Genomic DNA, 18139 nt, shown 5'->3' with positions numbered 1-18139 from the left:
TTACGAGAGTTTTTGAATCGCGCGCGCGACGCGGGCGATGGGTAGGCCCACCACGTTATAGAAGTCGCCCGAAATATCGTGCACGAGCATGCGTCCTCCTGTGCCCTGAATGCCGTAGGCGCCGGCCTTGTCCATGGGCTCACCCGAGGCGACGTAGTGCTCGATCTGCTCGTCGGTGAGCTCGTAGAACGTCACGTCGGTCACATCGACAAAGGACAGGCTTTCGGCGGCATGCGGGGCGGCCGTATCGCCTGCCTTAACGATGCAGACGCCGGTTGCGACCTGGTGCGTGCGGCCCGAAAGCTCACGGAGCATAGTGCGCGCCTCGTCCTCGGTTGCCGGCTTGCCCAGAATCTTGCCGTCAAAGGTGACGATGGTGTCGGCCGCGACCGTCAGCTCATTGGGCTCGGCATACTCGGCAGCAACGGCAGCCGCCTTGGCGCGTGCCAAGCGCTCGACAAGCGTGAGCGGGGCCTCGCCATCAAAGGGCGTTTCGTCGATATCCGCGGGAATCACGCGAATGTTGTAGCCTGCCTCGCGCATCAGCTCTATGCGGCGCGGCGATTGCGAAGCCAAAATCATAGTTGGATGCCCTCGGCGACCTTCTCGACGGCCTTGTCGCCGGCGAGCGTGCGCAGCAGCTCCAATGCAAAGGGGAGGGACTGTGCCATGCCGCTGGCAGTGATGATGTTGCCGTCTTGCGTGACCTTCTCGCCGGTATAGGCGCCTTCGGGGAAGCTTTTCTCAAAGCCAGGGAAGCACGTGGCATGGCGCCCCTCGAGCAGGTCGAGCTCGCCCAGGATAAACGGGGCGGCGCAGATGGCGGCGACGTGCTTGGTTGCGGCGAACTCGCAGACCACGTCGCAGACGCGCTGATCTGCGCGCAGGTTGGTGGCACCGGGCAGGCCGCCGGGCAGCACGACGCAGTCGTACTCGTCAAAGTTGATCTCATCAAAGAGCGCATCGCAGGTCACGGGGATCTGCAGCGAGCTTACGACCTCGCGCGTGGGCATGATCGAGACGAGCGTGGCACGCACGCCGCCGCGACGCATAACATCGACCATGGTCAAGCATTCAATAGTTTCAAAGCCATCGGCGGCGAGAACGGCAACGCTGGGCATGAGGGTTCCTTTCATAGGCGGCATACAATTAGCCGTCTTATACCCCGAAGACCTCCGCTTGCCATGCTCGATTTCCCAATGTTTAAAATAGCCCCGTCCGAATTAGCTACCCTCACCCATCCTCAACAATCTCAATCTGTAACATCTAGACCCACTTTTGACCCCTAACTGTTACAGATCAAGACAAACGGAAACTGCCCCGACAAAACGTCTAAATCTGTAACATCTACGGACCAAAACCGGGTCTTACTGTTACAGAGCGAGACAGTCCCCAACAGCACCGCCCCGTTCGGGGAACGACCGCCACAGGTACGGCGGGCAGAGGCTCACTTTTTCCTCGGTTTTTCTTGACGGAATCTCACCTGTTGTAGTATTTTGTCCCAGTCTAAAAACGCGTGGACTTTTCTGGGCGCTAGCCACCTTTTTGCCACGCAACCGAGCAGTCGGTTGCGTGGCTTTTTTCGTCTTGGCAGCAGGTACCACATGCACCGCCAGAAGACCGCACGAGCCCACCTTCCGACTGCAGGGAACAGACGCACGAGACGTGCATCTGCAAGACAGCAGACGGAAGGGAGCCTAATGGCAGGAACAAACACAATCAAGCAACAGGCCGCCGGGGCAGGAGTCACGGGCGCGGGGCAGGCCAAGGCGGCGCTCCAGGTCTTTGCGGGCGGCGCCTGCTACGGCGCGATGGCCACGACCTACAAGCTCGCCTACGCCGCGGGCTTCACCTCGGCACAGGTGGTGGCGAGCCAGGCGTGGTTTGGCTGCATCTTCTTCGCCCTCGCCACGCTCGCAGGGCACGCACTCGGGCACCGCTGGCAGCGCGTGGGCTGGAAGCTCGCCCTTAAGCTCATGGTCCTGGGAGCCCTCACCTGCCTCACCTCAATCCTCTACTGCTACGCCATGAGCGTGCTACCCGCCCCGGTGGCGCTCACGCTCCTCTTCCAGTTCACGTGGCTGGGGCTCGTGTGGCAGACCGTCATGACGCGCCGGCCGCCGAGGCTCCTCCAAGTGGTCTCCGCCCTGGTCATCGTCTTCGGAACGGTGTTCGCCAGCGGCGTCTACAAGACCGGCATCACCGGGTACGACCCCGTGGCCCTGCTCTGCGCGCTGGGGGCGGCCGTGTCCTGCTCCCTCTTTGTCACCCTCTCCGGCAAGGTCGAGGCCCCCTGCTCGTCCGAGCAGCGTGGCGTCATCGTATGCGCGGGTTCCGTGGTCATGTCGCTCACGGTGTGCCCGGACTACATCGTCTCGGGCGTCCTCGCCCAGGGCATCCTGCCCTTTGCCGTCATCGCCGGCTTCTTTGGCATGCTCTGCCCGGTCCTGCTCTTCGGCATGGGCTCTCCGCACCTGCCCGCGGGCCTCTCCACTGTCATGGCCGCCGCGGAACTCCCCGCCGGCCTGTTCATCGCCATGATCGTCCTCGGCGAGCCGCTCGGCGTCGTCGAGTGGCTGGGCGTCGCCATCATCCTCGCCGGCGTGTGCCTGGCACAAGTCCCCTCCCTGCTTGGAGGCCGGGAGGCACGTCGCGCCGCCGCAGGACAAGCCGTCAGCTAGTCACCCCTTCACAGGCGGCCCGCGCGCATCAGGGAAAGGGCCACGGGCCCGGCGCGCGAGGCCGCAAGGACGTTATAAAGCGTCCCCCGCAGAGATGGGGGCGCCAGAGAGAAGGAGGCACCATGCCATTTCCAAAAGGGTTCCTTTGGGGAGGAGCCACCGCCGCCAACCAATGCGAGGGAGGTTATGACGAGGGCGGCCGCGGCCTTGCCAACGTCGACGTCATCCCACACGGGCCGGAGCGCAACGACGTAAGCCGCGGCCTGAGGCGCATGCTCGACTTTGAGCCCGGGTACTACTACCCGGCCCAGACGGGCATCGACTTCTACCACCACTACCGCGAGGACATAGCCCTCTTCGCGGAGATGGGCTTTAAGGTCTTTCGCCTCTCCATCGCCTGGAGCCGCATCTTTCCCAATGGCGACGAGGAGGAGCCCAACGAGGCCGGGCTCGCCTTCTACGAGGACGTGTTCCGCTGCTGCCGCGAGCACGGGATCGAGCCCCTCGTGACCATCACGCACTTCGACTGCCCCATCCACCTCGTCAAGAAGTACGGCGCCTGGCGAAACCGCACCCTTATCGAGCTCTACAAGCGGCTTGTGACGGTGCTCTTCAACCGCTACCGCGGCCTCGTGCGCTGGTGGATCACGTTCAACGAGATGAACATGATCTTGCACCGTCCCTTCATGGGTGCCGGCATCGTCCTCGAGCCCGGGGAGAATGCCCGCGAGGCCGAGTACCGCGCCGCGCACAACGAGCTCGTGGCGAGCGCCTGGGCCACCAAGATCGCCCACGAGGTCGATCCGGAGAACAGGGTGGGCTGCATGCTCGCCGCGGGAAGCTACTACCCCTACTCCTGTCGTCCCGAGGACGTTCGCGCGGCGCAGGTCAAGAACCAGGAGGACCTCTTCTTCGTGGACGTGCAGGCGCGCGGTCGCTACCCCGGCTACGCGCTCAAGATGCTCGAGCGCGAGGGCATCGACGTGGGCATGACCGCCGAGGACGAGCGCATCCTTGCGGAGAACACCGTCGACTTCATCTCGTTTAGCTACTACTCCTCGCGCTGCACCGCGGGCGACCCCGACTCCGTGGGCGGCGTCGCCGAGGGCAACGCCTTCGCCGGCGTGGAGAACCCCTACGTGCGCACGAGCGACTGGGGCTGGGTCATCGACCCGCTGGGATTCCGCATCACGATCAACGACCTCTGGGACCGCTACCAGAAGCCGCTCTTTGTGGTGGAGAACGGCCTCGGCGCCTATGACGAGGTGCTTCCCGACGGCACGATCGAGGACGACTACCGCATCGCCTACCTGCGCGAGCACATCGAGGCCATGCGCGACGCCATCGAGCAGGACGGCGTCGAGATGCTCGGCTACACCACCTGGGGGCCGATCGACCTCGTGAGCGCGGGCTCCGGCGAGATGGAGAAGCGCTACGGCTTCATCTACGTGGACCGCGACAACCTGGGCAACGGCACGCTCGAGCGCAGGCGCAAGAAGAGCTTCTACTGGTATCAACAGGCCATCGCCACCAACGGAGGCGACCTGGGCTAGCCGCCCGGGCAATATCACTAAGGAGATAATAATGGCAGAAAAATACGACGACCTGGCCAGATCCATACTCGAGAACGTAGGCGGCGCCGAGAACGTCGCCAGCGTCGCGCACTGCATCACGCGCGTGCGCTTCAAGCTCAAGGACGAGTCCCGCGCCAACACGGCCAAGATTGAGACCCTCAAGGGCGTCATCCAGGTCATCCAGGCCAACGGCCAGTACCAGGTGGTCGTGGGTAACATCGTCGAAGACGTCTACGACGCGGTCATGGAGGCCGGCAACTTCTCGGGCGGCGCAAGCGCCGACGACGAGCCCCAGGGCGATAAGACCGTTGCCTCCGTCATCATCGACCTCATCTCTGGCATCTTCCAGCCCATCCTGGGACCGCTTGCCGCCGCAGGCATCATGAAGGGACTGCTTGCCCTCATCACCTACTTCGTCCCGGCCTTTGCAAACGACGGCCTCTACACGCTGCTCTACACCGTGGCTGACGGCTTCTTCTACTTCCTTCCCGTCGCCCTGGCGTTCAGTGCCGCGCGCAAGTTCCGCATGAACGAGTTCACTGGCGTGGCAATCGGCGTGGCGCTCCTCTACCCGACGATGGTCGCCCTGACCTCGGGCGAGGCGCTCGGCAGCATCGACCTCGGCGTGGCCGGCACGTTCTCGTGGTACGCCACCGCCCTCGGGGTCCCCATCATCATGCCCGTGTCCGGCTACGTGAGCTCGGTGATCCCCGTCCTTCTCATGGTGTGGTTCGGCTCTATCCTTGAGCGCTGGCTCAAGAGCTGGATGCCGACTGCGCTCAAGATGTTCCTCGTACCGCTCGCCACGATGACGGTCTCCATCGTCTTGGGCTACCTCGTCATCGGCCCGGTGGCAACCCTCATCACCAACCTGCTGAGCGCGGCGTTCTCGTTCATCTTCCAGCTTCCCGTGGTTGGTTCCGTCCTGGGCAGCGCCCTGGTCGGCGGACTGTGGATGTGCCTCGTCATCTTTGGCTTCCACTGGAGCCTCATCCCCATCTCCATCATGAACCTAAACACCCTCGGCCACGACAGCGTGCTCGCCGCCACCATCGGCCACGGGTTCGCGCTCGGAGCGGTCATCTTTGCCATGTACCTCAGAAACAAGGACGAGCGCTTCCGCGGCATCGCCCTTCCCGCGATGATCTCCGCCTTCTTCTTCGGCGTCACCGAGCCGGGCATCTACGGCATCGCCCTGCCCAACAAGCGCGCATTCGTCGTGGCATGCCTGAGTTCCGCCGTTGGCGGCGCCATCGTGGGAATGACGGGCGCCCTCATGTACATCTCGGGCGGCCTCGGCGTCTTCAACCTGCTCAACTTCATCGACGGGACCCCTGGTGGCGCCGGGATCTCTCACATGATCTTCGCGATCATCGCCTCGCTCGTCTCTGCCGTCCTGGCCTTTGTTATCGAGTTCATCACCTACCGGCCCAACGACGAAGAGGAAGGCGCCCGCTAGCTTGCGCCTCTTCTCGACCAGCTCCATGTAATTGAGGAGCAGTTGAGGTGGGTGAGGGCCGAGGGCGATCAAGGTGGCCGCCCTCGGCCCGGGACAACCTGCCAGAAGGCGTTTAGCTTTCTCGGGCGGCGCTGAAATGAACTGCGCCCCGATACTTGGACGGGTCAATTAGCGGCCTATGCCGCACATGGGGACTGATTCCGGAACTCCTCCGGGGTCAGCCCCTTTTGCTTAGCCCGCCTCCTCCTCTTGTTCCAGTGAACGGTATAGGCTTCGAGGTCCCGCTTGAACTCCTCGAAGCTCCGCCACGTCCGGTTCCTGTAGAATTCGTCCTTCAGGCGCCCCGGCAGCAGCTCCGTCGCATGAGCTTGCTCTCGCACGCCGCCGGCCCCGGCCGGGTCCGGGCACCCTTCGGCCTCCCGCCGGCCTTCGGCGCGCCCGTACCCCCTGTCGCAAAGCTCTGCTGCAAGAGTCCTCAGCGTGGCGTCGTGCCTGACTCTCCCGTCCATAAAGAAGCCCCCATTTTTAATGTTCAAGAAATGAGGGGGCGGTTCAATTTCGGGACGGGGATTAAATAATCATTCGGTGCAAATTGATTATTTAATCCCCGTCCCAGAAAAATCATCGGGCGTGGCCTTGGGCAAACAGTCTAGTTGCGCTTGAGGTGGACGACGGTTTCGCAGTGGAAGGTTTGCGGGAACAGATCGACCGGTGTGATCTTGACGGGGGAGAAGGTGCCTTCCTCGACAAAGCGCTTGAGATCGCGCGCCAGGGTGGCAGGGTCGCAGCTCACATAGGCGACATCGCGGGCACTCGTGCTGGCGATAAGGCCGATCGCCTCGGGGGCGAGGCCTGCGCGCGGCGGGTCGACCACCAAGATGTCGGCATCCTGGTCGGGGAACTCGCGCACCGCGTCTCCGCCAATGACGTCGACGTTATCAAGCTTGTTGATTTCCAGGTTACGGCGTAGATCGCGCACGGCGGGGCCGTAGGCCTCGACGGCAGCGACAAAGTCGCAGCGGCGGGCGAGCGGCAGGGTAAAGGTGCCGGCACCGCAGTACAGGTCCACGGCAAGCTCGTCTTCCTGCGGGTCGAGCGCTTCCATGACAAGATCGATCAAAATCTCGGCACCCTTGGTGTTGACCTGGAAAAAAGACGGGGCAGACAAGCGCATCTGATCCTCGGCGATATTCTCGGTCCATGAGCCCTCTCCGGCGAGCATTTCGACCTTGGAGACACGGCGGGCCTTCTTTTCGCCCTTGCTCATCACGCGTACGATGCTCGTAGGATGAGCGGCGTCCGCCAGCACGCGGGAGACCTGCGAGCGCGGAAAAGAGCCTGTGGGCGTCCAGAGTGCGACCTCGAGTGCCTTGGTGCGGCGCGATGCGCGAATGCCCACGCGTTCGAGCCCCAAGTCATGGCTGCCGCTTAGATAGTTGAGTGCGCCGACGACCGATTTGAGTGCCTTCGGGAAGCGCTTATCGAACAGCGGACACATATCGACGGTCACGATTTTGCTGGGGTCGACACCGTGCATGCCAAGGCGCACGCGACCGTTGACGACGGTCGGTTCGAGCTCGATTTTATTGCGGTAGCCCCAGTCGTCCTTGGTGTGGCAGATGGGCTGTACCAACTCATCTGCCAGCTCAGGAGCGAACTTGCCGATGCGCTCGAGCGTGGAGCGCAGGTTTTGCTCCTTGGCGGCGAGCTGTGCCGTGCGTGAGAGATTGCCCCACGAGCAGCCGCCGCAGATGCCCACGAAGGGGCAGGGAGGCTGAATGCGATTGGGGCTTGGCTCCAGAATCTCGGTGGTGCGGGCGCGCATGAATGACTTGCCGTCCTGTACGACCTCGGCCTCGACGGTGTCGCCTGCCACGGCACCCTGCACAAAGACGGCCTTGCCGTTGTCGGCGTGCGCCAGCCCGTCGGCGCCGTAGGTCATCGATTCTATAGTGAGCTTCATATTCCTGCCTGTCATTCGCGTTGTTGTTCGCACCATGGTAGCAGGGAAAAGCGCCCCGCATCCGAGGCTTTCCTCAAATGCGGGGCGCTTCTACAAACTGCTTCTACAAACGACTATTTCGTCTTGCCGGTAATGAGCGTCTTAAGACCCAGGCCGATCAGACCCAGGCCCATGCGCACGCGGCCGGGGCGATGGCGCTCGATGGCCTTGGTCTTGCCAGCGGGCTTATCGCGACGGGCGCTCGTCTCGGGTGCGGGCTTGGTGACCTGCGGATCGGGCTGAGGTGCAGGTGCAGGCTCGGGCTCAATGACGGTCGCCTGGACCTCTTGGACCTTGGGTGCTACTGGCTGCGGCTCGGCCTCGGAGGCGGGTTCCGCCTCAATGACGGGCCCGGGCGCGGCCTCGGCGTTGCGATAGGCGCGCTCCAGCAGGGCTTCCTGTGAGTTGAAGGGTTTCTCACCCTCTGCACGCTCCACGGGGACCCAGGTGCCGTCGCTCGTGAGGCTGCGGGCCTTCACGTTGTCGCGCAGCTGCATGCCCATGTACTCGTGCACCAGGGCGCGGCAGGTGGGGTCGAGCACGGGGAAGGCGATCTCCACGCGGTGCTCGGTGTTGCGCGTCATCATGTCTGCCGAGCTCAGGTAAATCATGTCCGAGTCCACGCCGAAAGCATAGACGCGCGCGTGCTCCAAAAAGCGTCCGACGATGGAGCGGACATGCACGTTCTCGGTCTTGCCCGGAACACCGGGCTTGAGGCACGAGATGCCTCGGATGATCATGTCTACGCGCACGCCGGCACACGATGCCTCGGCGATCTTGTCGATAACCTCGCGGTCGGTCAGCGAGTTGAGCTTAAAGAACACGCGGGCGGGCTCGCCGGCAAGGGCGCGCTGGATCTCGCGGTCAAGCCCGCGCATGATGAGCGGTTTCAGTCCGACGGGCGCCACACCCAGGAAGCGGTAGTCGCCGCGCAGGTTGCCCAGCGACAGGTTGCGGAAGAACAGGTTGGCGTCCTCGCCGATGCCGGGATGGGCTGTCATGAGCATAAAGTCGCTGTAGAGTTTGGCCGTCTTCTCGTTAAAGTTGCCGGTGCCCAAAAGTGTGAGGCGCGTTAGCGCCATGCCCTCGCGATAGGTGAGCTGGCAGATCTTTGAGTGGCATTTAAAGCCCTCGGAACCATAGATGACGGTGCAGCCGGCCTCTTCCAGGCGCTCGGCCCACTCGATGTTGTTCTGCTCGTCAAAGCGTGCGCGGAGCTCCATGAGCACCGTGACCTCTTTGCCGTTCTCGGCAGCATCGATCAGCGACTCGCATAGGCGGCTCTGCTTGGCCACGCGGTAGAGCGTGATGCGCAACGAGATGCACTCGGGGTCGTAGGCTGCTTCGTGCACCAGGTCCAAGAACGGGTTCATGGCCTCGTAAGGGTAGAAGAGCAGCTTGTCGTGCTGCAGCACCTGCTCGCGGATGGAGCGGGTCATGTCGATGGTGGGATTGGGCTGCGGCTTAAACGGCGTAAAGAGCAGCTCGTTGCGCAGGTGCTCGGGAATCTTGCCCTCAATGCCAAAGACGTAGCCCAGGTTGAGCGGGATATCGCAGGTAAAGACCGAGCGACGCGAAAGCTCGAGCGCCTTGCGGATAGTCTTGAGCGTCGCCTTCTCGAGCGATCCCGAGACCGCGAGCACTACCGGCTGCAGGCGCAGGCGCTTCTTGAGAATGCGCTTCATGTGCTGGCGGTAGTCCTCTTCCTCCTCGACGCCCTCGCCGTCCGGATCGATGTCAGCGTTGCGGGTGACGCGGATCAGCGCACGATCCAGCGGCTTATAGGAGCCAAAGCAGCTGTCCAGGCAGGCGAGGATGACGTCCTCGAGCAAGATGTAGGAGTAGGTGCCGGTGGGCGAGGGGATCTCGACCACGCGGTTCATCGAGGCGGGAATCTCGATAAGGCCCAGCAGGCTCTCCTCGTCGGTGGCACCGTCCAGACCACAGGCCAGATAGAGCGCGCCATTGCGCAGGTTGGGGAAGGGGTGGCGAGGATCGATGACCAGCGGCGAGATGACCGGTGACACGTAGGCCTGGAAGTAGCGGGTTACAAAGGTGCGCTCCTCGGGCGTAAGCGAATCGATGCGGGCGCGGTGAACGCCCAAGGTGTCGAGCTTGCCCTCGATGCTCTTAAAGATGGACTCCCAACGGGTAAGGAGCCCGGGCATTTCGGCCATGACAGCATCGACCTGTTCGGAGGCGGTCATATTGCTCTTGTTGTCGACAGGTTGTTTTTTGAGCTCCGCCAGATCGGACAGGCCGCCCACGCGCACCATAAGGAACTCGTCGAGGTTGGACTCGAAGATCGAGACGAACTTTAGTCGCTCGAATAACGGAACGGTTTCGTCGAAGGCTTCGTCGAGCACGCGGTTGTCAAAGCGTAGCCAGCTGAGCTCTCGGTTTTGCGTGTACGAGAAGTCGCGCGGCGGTTTGCGCAGCTTTGCGGCGGCTTGCTTCTTTTCGATTTTGCTCGGCATATGCATCTGTCCGTTCAGTCCCCACAAGGGACGGTAGCCTAACACTAATCACTATTGTCTCAATTTAGTCGACCGCTGGCACGGACGTATCGCGTGAACGGTATCTTTACCTACTTCTTACGCTGACAAGTCATAGGACTGACGTCCTGCTCGTCTGCAAGCGGTCTATATCCTCACTCAACTGGTACGTAAGTGTGAATAAGAATGATGGATAGCTGAATATCATTGAATGCAGGCGGAAACGTAAACAAACATCATTTATATACATAAAACCGATTTAGCTATGCAATTCTGAATCAAAAGTTTAGAGATGCAATTGCAAATAGTTTTTTGGAAAAAAGAGCGTTTACCTTAGAAAAGTTACTTTAGAACGCCGAAGTACATTATGGGGGAATCTCGTGCGATATACCGTTCATCGCACTTTGTTGACCGTTCGGGGGCGAGGTGGAATTGCGGGTGGAATTTGGATATAACTAGAGCTGTCAGCAAGCAGCGTCCGCTATGGAAGGGCGCTGAGAGATTCGGCCGAAAGGCCCGAAAGAAAGGTAGGAGGCCATGACGAAAGGTCTGCACGTGCCTTCCGAGATCGGCAAGCTCAGGAAGGTCTGCCTGCACCGTCCCGGCGACGAGCTCCTCAACCTGCCGCCCGACGAGCTCGAGCGACTCCTGTTCGACGACGTCCCGTTCCTGGAGGTCGCGCAGCAGGAGCACGACACCTTCGCCCAGATCCTGAGGGACCAGGGCGTGGAGGTCCTCTATCTCGAGAACCTCGTCGCCGAGGTGTTCGACCAGGTCCCCGGCGCCCGCGCCGAGTTCACCGACCAGTACATCGCCGAGGCCGGCATCCGCGGCCAGCACATGCCGCAGATCGTCCGCGAGAAGCTGGACTCCATCGAGGACAACCTCGAGTTCGTCAAGAAGACCATGGCCGGCATGACCAAGTCCGAGATCGACATGCCCCTCACGGCCTCCACGACCCTCGACTCCCTGGTCAACTCCGAGTCCGAGTCCGACCTGATCATCGACCCGATGCCCAACCTCTACTTCACCCGCGACCCGTTCGCGGTCGTCGGCGAGGGCGTCAACCTCAACCGCATGTACTCGGTCACCCGCAACCGCGAGACCCTGTACGGCAAGTACGTCTTCAAGTACCACCCCGACTACAAGGACGTCTCGCTGTACTTCCGCCGCGACTGCCAGTTCCACACCGAGGGCGGCGACGTGCTGAACATCAACGAGAAGACCCTCGCCGTCGGCATCTCCCAGCGCACCCAGGCCGCCGCGATCGACGTCATGGCCCAGAACATCTTCTGGAACTCCGACTCCAAGGTCGAGCGCATCCTGGCCTTCGACATCCCGGTCTCGCGCGCCTTCATGCACCTCGACACGGTCTTCACCCAGATCGACGTCGATAAGTTCACGATCCACCCCGCCATCATGGGCACCCTGCGCGTCTACGAGCTGACCGCCGGCAAGAACCCGGGCGACGTGAACATCCGCCTGATCGAGGACACCCTCGAGCACGTCCTGGAGGACGCCACCGGCGTCGACCAGGTCAAGCTGATCCCCTGCGGCGGCGGCGACCCGATCGCGGCCTCCCGCGAGCAGTGGAACGACGGCTCCAACACCCTGTGCGTCGAGCCCGGCAAGATCTGCGTCTACGCCCGCAACACCGTCACCAACGACGTGCTGTACAAGGAGGGCCTGGACCTTCTCGTCGTGCCCTCCGCCGAGCTCTCCCGCGGCCGCGGCGGCCCGCGCTGCATGAGCATGCCCTTCTGGCGCGAGGACCTCTAGGGTCTTCTAGGACCCGTACAGGCCATAATACATACATCTAGCTGCCATTAGATGTCTCCCATTGGGGCGGTGCGGGTTTTCGCACCGCCCCAATCTTGTATGAGGAACGTCAACACGATTGGATGACTGCTTTTGTAAGGAGCTTGGCCATGGACATCAAGACGATTGGCGTTGAGGAATGGCTCAACGTTTGGGAGAAGAGCGCCACGTGGGACATCGCCCAGTCGACGATCTCGTCGCTCACCATGGGCGAGCTGCGCGCGCTTGATGAACAGGACGGCGCCACGTTCTACGAGCGCCTGGATCGCGAGAAGATGAACTACGGCTGGATCGAGGGCTCGCCGGAGTTTAAGGCCGAGGTTGCCAAGCTGTATCGTCGGGAGGTCAATCCCGATCACATTCTGCAGACCAATGGCTGCACGGGCGCTAACCTCAACGCCATCATGGCTGTGGTCGAGCCCGGCGACCATGTTATCGCCGAGTGGCCCACCTACGCGCCGCTCTACGAGATTCCGCGCACGCTGGGCGCCGAGGTCGAGTATTGGGAGCTTCGCGAGGAACTCGGCTGGAAGCCCGATATCGAGGAACTCAAGCGCTTGGTGCGCCCCAACACCAGACTCATCTGCATCAACAACGCATCGAACCCCATCGGTACGGTGTTCGATGCCGATATGCTCGGCCAGATTGCCGAGATCGCCCGTTCGGTGGGCGCCTACGTGCTGTGCGACGAGGTGTATCTGCCGCTTGAGAACACCGAGGCCTTTATGTCGATGGCTGACGTGTACGAGAATGCCATTGTCACCAACTCGGTGTCCAAGACCTATTCGGCGCCTGCGGCCCGCGTGGGCTGGGTCGTGGCAGACGAAGAGATATCCAGCCGCATCCGCACCTATCGCGATTACACCATGATCTGCGGCGGCGTGTTCAACGATGCCCTGGCGACCTATGTGCTTGAGCACAAGGACAAGATCCTTGAGCGCAATCGCAAGATCGTGTTTGGCAACCGCGATATCGCGCAGGCTTGGATCGATACGCAGCATCGCGTTTCCTGGACGGCCCCGCAGGGCGTGTCCACCTCGTTTATCCAGCTGGATATTCCCGAGGATGACGAGGAGTTCTGCAGGCGCCTGCTGTCCGAGAGGGGAGTGCTGCTGGTACCCGGCAGCCGCTTTGAGCTTCCCTGCGGCGCACGCCTGGGCTACTGCGCGAGCGAGGACGTTCTGCGCGAGGGCCTGAGGCTTTTGGGCGAGGCACTGGCGGAGTTCGATCGCTAGGATTCCGATGATCTTCGAGGGCCTTATCCAAATTAGCCGAAGATAATCGAAAACGGACCCGTTTCCCTAGTGAAGCGGGTCCGTTTTTCTATACCGAGAAGTCAAGTTGTTACAAATGGAGCCGTAAAGCGAGTCGGTATCCGCTGGGCCTTATACTGAGTTTCCGGTGAACGGTATCAAGCGTCTGGTAAACGGTAATTTATTTACCAGAAATGAATAGGACAAACTTTTTTCTGAATAAAAATGAAAATGGTTGAGACACGGTATGAACCGCTAATTCTATTCATAGCTTTATTGGAAATATGCAATATGAGGGTGGTTTAGCAAAGTTTAGTTCCATTTGATTTTAGGATTGAAAACGCGTTTAAGCACGTAAATACGCTTTATTAAGATGAAGTGTGCCATGCGTGAAGTATATGTGTATGCCGTTCACCCCCTATAAAAAACCGTTCGGGGGCAAGGTGGAAGTATGAGCTGATTTTGGATATAAATATGTCGTCAGCAATAACGCCTCACACGGAGGGGCGCTAACGAATCGGCCCTGACAAGGGCCCGAAAGAAAGGTAGGAGGCCATGACGAAAGGTCTGCACGTGCCTTCCGAGATCGGCAAGCTCAGGAAGGTCTGCCTGCACCGTCCCGGCGACGAGCTCCTCAACCTGCCGCCCGACGAGCTCGAGCGACTCCTGTTCGACGACGTCCCGTTCCTGGAGGTCGCGCAGCAGGAGCACGACACCTTCGCCCAGATCCTGAGGGACCAGGGCGTGGAGGTCCTCTATCTCGAGAACCTCGTCGCCGAGGTGTTCGACCAGGTCCCCGGCGCCCGCGCCGAGTTCACCGACCAGTACATCGCCGAGGCCGGCATCCGCGGCCAGCACATGCCGCAGATCGTCCGCGAGAAGCTGGACTCCATCGAGGACAACCTCGAGTTCGTCAAGAAGACCATGGCCGGCATGACCAAGTCCGAGATCGACATGCCCCTCACGGCCTCCACGACCCTCGACTCCCTGGTCAACTCCGAGTCCGAGTCCGACCTGATCATCGACCCGATGCCCAACCTCTACTTCACCCGCGACCCGTTCGCGGTCGTCGGCGAGGGCGTCAACCTCAACCGCATGTACTCGGTCACCCGCAACCGCGAGACCCTGTACGGCAAGTACGTCTTCAAGTACCACCCCGACTACAAGGACGTCTCGCTGTACTTCCGCCGCGACTGCCAGTTCCACACCGAGGGCGGCGACGTGCTGAACATCAACGAGAAGACCCTCGCCGTCGGCATCTCCCAGCGCACCCAGGCCGCCGCGATCGACGTCATGGCCCAGAACATCTTCTGGAACTCCGACTCCAAGGTCGAGCGCATCCTGGCCTTCGACATCCCGGTCTCGCGCGCCTTCATGCACCTCGACACGGTCTTCACCCAGATCGACGTCGATAAGTTCACGATCCACCCCGCCATCATGGGCACCCTGCGCGTCTACGAGCTGACCGCCGGCAAGAACCCGGGCGACGTGAACATCCGCCTGATCGAGGACACCCTCGAGCACGTCCTGGAGGACGCCACCGGCGTCGACCAGGTCAAGCTGATCCCCTGCGGCGGCGGCGACCCGATCGCGGCCTCCCGCGAGCAGTGGAACGACGGCTCCAACACCCTGTGCGTCGAGCCCGGCAAGATCTGCGTCTACGCCCGCAACACCGTCACCAACGACGTGCTGTACAAGGAGGGCCTGGACCTTCTCGTCGTGCCCTCCGCCGAGCTCTCCCGCGGCCGCGGCGGCCCGCGCTGCATGAGCATGCCCTTCTGGCGCGAGGACCTCTAAGTCTTTCCGTTTCCGGTGCGGTCCCCCTACAACCGCACCGGCTTCGCCCGTTAAACGGGCAACACTGATACTTACGTAATTCATTTCTTCGAAAGGAATCGAACCATGGGTGTTAACCTCTCCGGCCGTAGCTTCCTCAAGCTTCTCGACCTCACCACCGAGGAGATCGAGTACCTGCTCAAGCTCTCCAAGAACTTCAAGGATATGAAGCGCGCTGGCGTTCCGCATCGCTATCTCGAGGGCAAGAACATCGTTCTGCTCTTCCAGAAGACCTCCACTCGTACCCGCTGCGCCTTCGAGGTCGGCGGCATGGACCTGGGCATGGGCGTGACCTATCTCGATCCCGGTTCGTCGCAGATGGGCAAGAAGGAGTCCATCGAGGACACCGCCCGCGTTCTCGGCCGCATGTATGACGGCATCGAGTTCCGTGGCTTTGCCCAGGACGACGTCGAGGAGCTCGCTGCTAAGTCCGGCGTGCCCGTGTGGAACGGCCTGACCACTGAGTGGCATCCCACCCAGATGCTCGCCGATATCCTGACCGTCCAGGAGAACTTCAACTACGACATCAAGGGCAAGACCCTCGTCTTCATGGGCGACTGCAAGAACAACGTCGCTCGCTCCCTCATGGTCGTCTGCTCCAAGCTCAGCATGAACTTCGTGGCCTGCGGCCCCGAGGAGTGCATGCCCGCCGACGACGTCATCGAGGCCTGCAAGCCCATCGCCGAGGCCAACGGTTGCACCATCAAGCTGACCACCGACGTCAAGGACGGCGTCACCGGTGCCGACGTTATCTACACCGACGTGTGGGTCTCCATGGGCGAGCCCGACGAGGTCTGGGCCGAGCGTATCGCTCAGCTCACCCCGTATCGTGTTACCTCCGAGGTCATGGCTATGGCCAACCCGGGCGCCATCTTCCTGCACTGCCTGCCCAGCTTCCACGACACCAACACCACCATTGGCGCCGAGAAGTGCGAGCAGTTCGGCATCACCGAGCAGGAGGTCACCGACGAGGTCTTCGAGAGCCCCGCTTCCAAGGTCTTCGACGAGGCCGAGAACCGCATGCACACCATCAAGGCTGTCATGTACGCCACGCTCAAGTAAGAGCATCTAGCATCTCGCTCGGGGTGTCTTGCTGCACACCCCGAGCGGCTTTGTCTGGTAAATATCTCGCACCAGGCGGCAGGCACGGCACGGAAGAGCCGCTTCGGGCGAGATCAGTAAATGATTTATGAAGGGGGGATGAGAACTATGACTGAGACCGCTAAGAAAAAGCGCGGTATGCCTTCATCGTTCACCATTCTTCTTGCTCTGCTGGCAATTGTCGCAGTGATTACCGTTATCGTCTCCGGCACGTCCGGTGGCGCGGTTACTGCCGCCCGTCTGAGCGATTTCTGCACCGCCCCGATTAAGGGCTTCGCTGACGCTCTGCCCGTCTGCCTCTTCGTTATGATCCTGGGCGGCTTCCTCGGCATGATGACCGAGACCGGCGCCCTGGACAACGGCATCGCCGTCCTGGTGCAGAAGCTTAAGGGTAATGAGATCATGCTCATTCCCGTGCTGATGCTCATCTTCTCCCTCGGTGGTACCACCTATGGTATGTGCGAGGAGACCGTTCCCTTCTACGCCTTGCTTGCCGCTACCATGATGGCCGCTGGCTTCGACCCGATGGTCGGTGCCGCCACCGTCCTGCTCGGCGCTGGCTGCGGCTGCCTGGGCTCCACGGTTAACCCGTTCGCCGTCGGCGCTGCCGTCGACGCTCTGACCGGCGTTGGCATTGAGGTCAACCAGTCCATCATCATCGGCCTCGGTGCCGTCCTGTGGATTGTTACCACTGCTATGTCCATCTTCTTCGTCATGAGCTATGCCAAGAAGGTCAAGGCTGACAAGGGTTCCACCATCCTGTCGATGCAGGAGCTCAAGGACGCCGAAGAGGCTCACGGCAAGGCTGCTTCCGAGGTTCACAATGAGGTCAAGCTCACCGGTCGTCAGAAGGGTGTTCTGATCGCCTTTGCCTTCACCTTCGTCGTCATGATCGTCGGCTTCATCCCGCTGGCCGACCTCAACGAGGGCGTCGCCAACTTCTTTGACGCTGGCGCTGTCTACGATGCCGACGGTAACGCCGTCGTCCAGGGCTGGTCTGCCCTGATCACCGGCCTGCCCATTGGCCAGTGGTACTTCGACGAGGCTTCCACCTGGTTCTTCCTCATGGCTGTCCTGATCGGTATCATCGGTGGCCTGTCCGAGAAGCAGATCGTCAACACCTTCATCACCGGCGCTGCCGACATGATGTCCGTTGTTCTCGTCATCGCCCTCGCTCGTGGTATCTCCGTCCTCATGGCTAACACCGGCCTCGACGTCTACGTCCTCGACGCTGCCGCCAATGCCCTGGCTGGCCTGTCCGGTGTGATCTTCGCTCCCATGAGCTTCCTGGTCTACTTCGGCCTGTCCTTCCTGATCCCCTCGACCTCCGGTATGGCCACCGTCTCCATGCCCATCATGGGACCGCTGGCTGTTAAGCTCGGCTTCTCGCCCGAGGTCATGGTCATGATCTTCTCCGCCGCCATCGGTGTCGTGAACCTGTTCACCCCGACCTCCGGCGCCATCATGGGCGGTCTCGCCCTGGCCAAGATCGAGTGGACGACCTGGCTCAAGTTTGCCCTTAAGCTCATCGTCGCGCTCTCCGTCGTCTGCGCCATCATCCTGACCGTCGCCTGCGTGTTGCTCTAAGTACCCAACGGGTACCCCACGGAAACCTTGACGATCCTGTAAAGGATCACCTGGTCATCGTCTGTCCGGTGGGGTCAACCCACCGGTAGACTCCTACCTTTAGCCCCCTCCCGTTCCGTGCGCGGGAGGGGGCGCTCTTGTGTTCCGGCGTTTTACCAAACGCCGGAACCACTCGACGCTGCAAGCCCGCCAGAGCGGCAATCTGACGTTCAATCGTCGGGCATGGCCAAAAGGCCTATGCCCTCCTCTTTCACGTCACCTTGCTCGCTCTGGCGGGCTTTCGCTCATATGACCCAATCCGCTGTCAAGAGCCACAATGGCCCCGCCGACCGC

13 protein-coding genes are annotated in these 18139 nt (G+C 61.5%); 8 read left to right on the top strand and 5 right to left on the bottom strand.

Features of this window, described 5'->3' with window-relative positions; genetic code table 11:
- Together ACESWY_RS09245 and ACESWY_RS09240 are read right to left on the bottom strand one after the other, a co-directional pair.
- Positions 1-582 carry a Maf family protein gene (locus ACESWY_RS09245; RefSeq protein WP_055309802.1) on the bottom strand — a complete coding sequence of 194 codons (582 nt, stop codon included), beginning with the start codon at positions 580-582 and terminating at the stop codon, positions 1-3.
- Positions 579-1121 carry a DJ-1 family glyoxalase III gene (locus ACESWY_RS09240; protein WP_055287259.1) on the bottom strand — a complete coding sequence of 181 codons (543 nt, stop codon included), beginning with the start codon at positions 1119-1121 and terminating at the stop codon, positions 579-581. The genes ACESWY_RS09245 and ACESWY_RS09240 overlap by 4 nt, the downstream gene beginning before the upstream one ends.
- 579 nt (positions 1122-1700) lie before the next feature.
- Between ACESWY_RS09240 and ACESWY_RS09235 the strand changes: the two genes are divergently transcribed.
- From ACESWY_RS09235 to ACESWY_RS09225, 3 genes are all read left to right on the top strand, one after another.
- Positions 1701-2681 (top strand): DMT family transporter, encoded by a 981-nt coding sequence (locus ACESWY_RS09235; protein WP_373094161.1) that lies wholly within the window; start codon positions 1701-1703, stop codon positions 2679-2681.
- A 122-nt stretch (positions 2682-2803) separates the two neighbouring features.
- The gene (locus ACESWY_RS09230) at positions 2804-4234 is read left to right on the top strand and encodes a 6-phospho-beta-glucosidase (RefSeq protein WP_195239105.1); all 1431 of its coding nucleotides are present in this window, start codon (positions 2804-2806) and stop codon (positions 4232-4234) included.
- Positions 4235-4265: 31 nt separating this feature from the next.
- Positions 4266-5714: a PTS transporter subunit EIIC gene (locus ACESWY_RS09225; protein WP_373094159.1), complete on the top strand. Its 1449-nt coding sequence runs from the start codon at positions 4266-4268 to the stop codon at positions 5712-5714.
- Between the two features lie 176 nt (positions 5715-5890).
- On the opposite strand, the gene ACESWY_RS09220 is transcribed toward ACESWY_RS09225, so the two are convergent.
- The 3 genes from ACESWY_RS09220 to ppk1 all read right to left on the bottom strand — a co-directional run bounded on the left by ACESWY_RS09220 (position 5891) and on the right by ppk1 (position 10193).
- Positions 5891-6223 carry an IS3 family transposase gene (locus ACESWY_RS09220; protein ID WP_373094157.1) on the bottom strand — a complete coding sequence of 111 codons (333 nt, stop codon included), beginning with the start codon at positions 6221-6223 and terminating at the stop codon, positions 5891-5893.
- 140 nt (positions 6224-6363) lie between these two features.
- On the bottom strand, positions 6364-7692 hold the full coding sequence (gene rlmD, locus ACESWY_RS09215; protein ID WP_161115926.1) for a 23S rRNA (uracil(1939)-C(5))-methyltransferase RlmD: 1329 nt from the start codon (positions 7690-7692) through the stop codon (positions 6364-6366).
- Positions 7693-7790: 98 nt separating this feature from the next.
- The gene (gene ppk1, locus ACESWY_RS09210) at positions 7791-10193 is read right to left on the bottom strand and encodes a polyphosphate kinase 1 (RefSeq protein WP_368143169.1); all 2403 of its coding nucleotides are present in this window, start codon (positions 10191-10193) and stop codon (positions 7791-7793) included.
- A 555-nt stretch (positions 10194-10748) separates the two neighbouring features.
- On the opposite strand from ppk1, the gene arcA (ACESWY_RS09205) reads away from it, so the two are divergent.
- The 5 genes from arcA (ACESWY_RS09205) (at position 10749) to ACESWY_RS09185 (ending at position 17806) form a co-directional block, all read left to right on the top strand.
- The gene (arcA, locus tag ACESWY_RS09205; protein ID WP_006234281.1) at positions 10749-11990 is read left to right on the top strand and encodes an arginine deiminase; all 1242 of its coding nucleotides are present in this window, start codon (positions 10749-10751) and stop codon (positions 11988-11990) included.
- 149 nt (positions 11991-12139) lie between these two features.
- Positions 12140-13264, top strand: a complete 1125-nt coding sequence (locus tag ACESWY_RS09200; RefSeq protein WP_373094153.1) for an aminotransferase — start codon at positions 12140-12142, stop codon at positions 13262-13264.
- A gap of 573 nt (positions 13265-13837) precedes the next feature.
- Complete coding sequence (gene arcA, locus ACESWY_RS09195) at positions 13838-15079, top strand: arginine deiminase (RefSeq protein WP_006234281.1); 1242 nt, start codon at positions 13838-13840, stop codon at positions 15077-15079.
- 105 nt (positions 15080-15184) lie between these two features.
- Positions 15185-16180 carry an ornithine carbamoyltransferase gene (gene argF / locus ACESWY_RS09190; protein ID WP_349110002.1) on the top strand — a complete coding sequence of 332 codons (996 nt, stop codon included), beginning with the start codon at positions 15185-15187 and terminating at the stop codon, positions 16178-16180.
- Between the two features lie 138 nt (positions 16181-16318).
- A complete protein-coding gene (locus ACESWY_RS09185; protein ID WP_373094151.1) occupies positions 16319-17806 on the top strand; it encodes a YfcC family protein in 1488 nt (495 codons plus the stop codon).
- Positions 17807-18139: the final 333 nt, after the last annotated feature.

It is taken from the genome of Collinsella aerofaciens ATCC 25986, assembly GCF_964237925.1.
GTDB lineage: Bacteria > Actinomycetota > Coriobacteriia > Coriobacteriales > Coriobacteriaceae > Collinsella > Collinsella aerofaciens_BJ.
The sequence above is the reverse complement of the archived record's forward strand: the minus strand, read 5'-3'. Positions and strand labels throughout refer to the sequence as shown.

Excerpts from the sequence above, each read along its gene's own strand:
- ACESWY_RS09245 (WP_055309802.1), bottom strand. The coding sequence starts at position 582 with ATGATTTTGGCTTCGCAATCGCCGCGCCGCATAGAGCTGATGCGCGAG.
- ACESWY_RS09240 (WP_055287259.1), bottom strand. The coding sequence starts at position 1,121 with ATGCCCAGCGTTGCCGTTCTCGCCGCCGATGGCTTTGAAACTATTGAA.
- ACESWY_RS09235 (WP_373094161.1), top strand. The coding sequence starts at position 1,701 with ATGGCAGGAACAAACACAATCAAGCAACAGGCCGCCGGGGCAGGAGTC.
- ACESWY_RS09230 (WP_195239105.1), top strand. The coding sequence starts at position 2,804 with ATGCCATTTCCAAAAGGGTTCCTTTGGGGAGGAGCCACCGCCGCCAAC.
- ACESWY_RS09225 (WP_373094159.1), top strand. The coding sequence starts at position 4,266 with ATGGCAGAAAAATACGACGACCTGGCCAGATCCATACTCGAGAACGTA.
- ACESWY_RS09220 (WP_373094157.1), bottom strand. The coding sequence starts at position 6,223 with ATGGACGGGAGAGTCAGGCACGACGCCACGCTGAGGACTCTTGCAGCA.
- rlmD (WP_161115926.1), bottom strand. The coding sequence starts at position 7,692 with ATGACAGGCAGGAATATGAAGCTCACTATAGAATCGATGACCTACGGC.
- ppk1 (WP_368143169.1), bottom strand. The coding sequence starts at position 10,193 with ATGCCGAGCAAAATCGAAAAGAAGCAAGCCGCCGCAAAGCTGCGCAAA.
- arcA (WP_006234281.1), top strand. The coding sequence starts at position 10,749 with ATGACGAAAGGTCTGCACGTGCCTTCCGAGATCGGCAAGCTCAGGAAG.
- ACESWY_RS09200 (WP_373094153.1), top strand. The coding sequence starts at position 12,140 with ATGGACATCAAGACGATTGGCGTTGAGGAATGGCTCAACGTTTGGGAG.
- arcA (WP_006234281.1), top strand. The coding sequence starts at position 13,838 with ATGACGAAAGGTCTGCACGTGCCTTCCGAGATCGGCAAGCTCAGGAAG.
- argF (WP_349110002.1), top strand. The coding sequence starts at position 15,185 with ATGGGTGTTAACCTCTCCGGCCGTAGCTTCCTCAAGCTTCTCGACCTC.
- ACESWY_RS09185 (WP_373094151.1), top strand. The coding sequence starts at position 16,319 with ATGAGAACTATGACTGAGACCGCTAAGAAAAAGCGCGGTATGCCTTCA.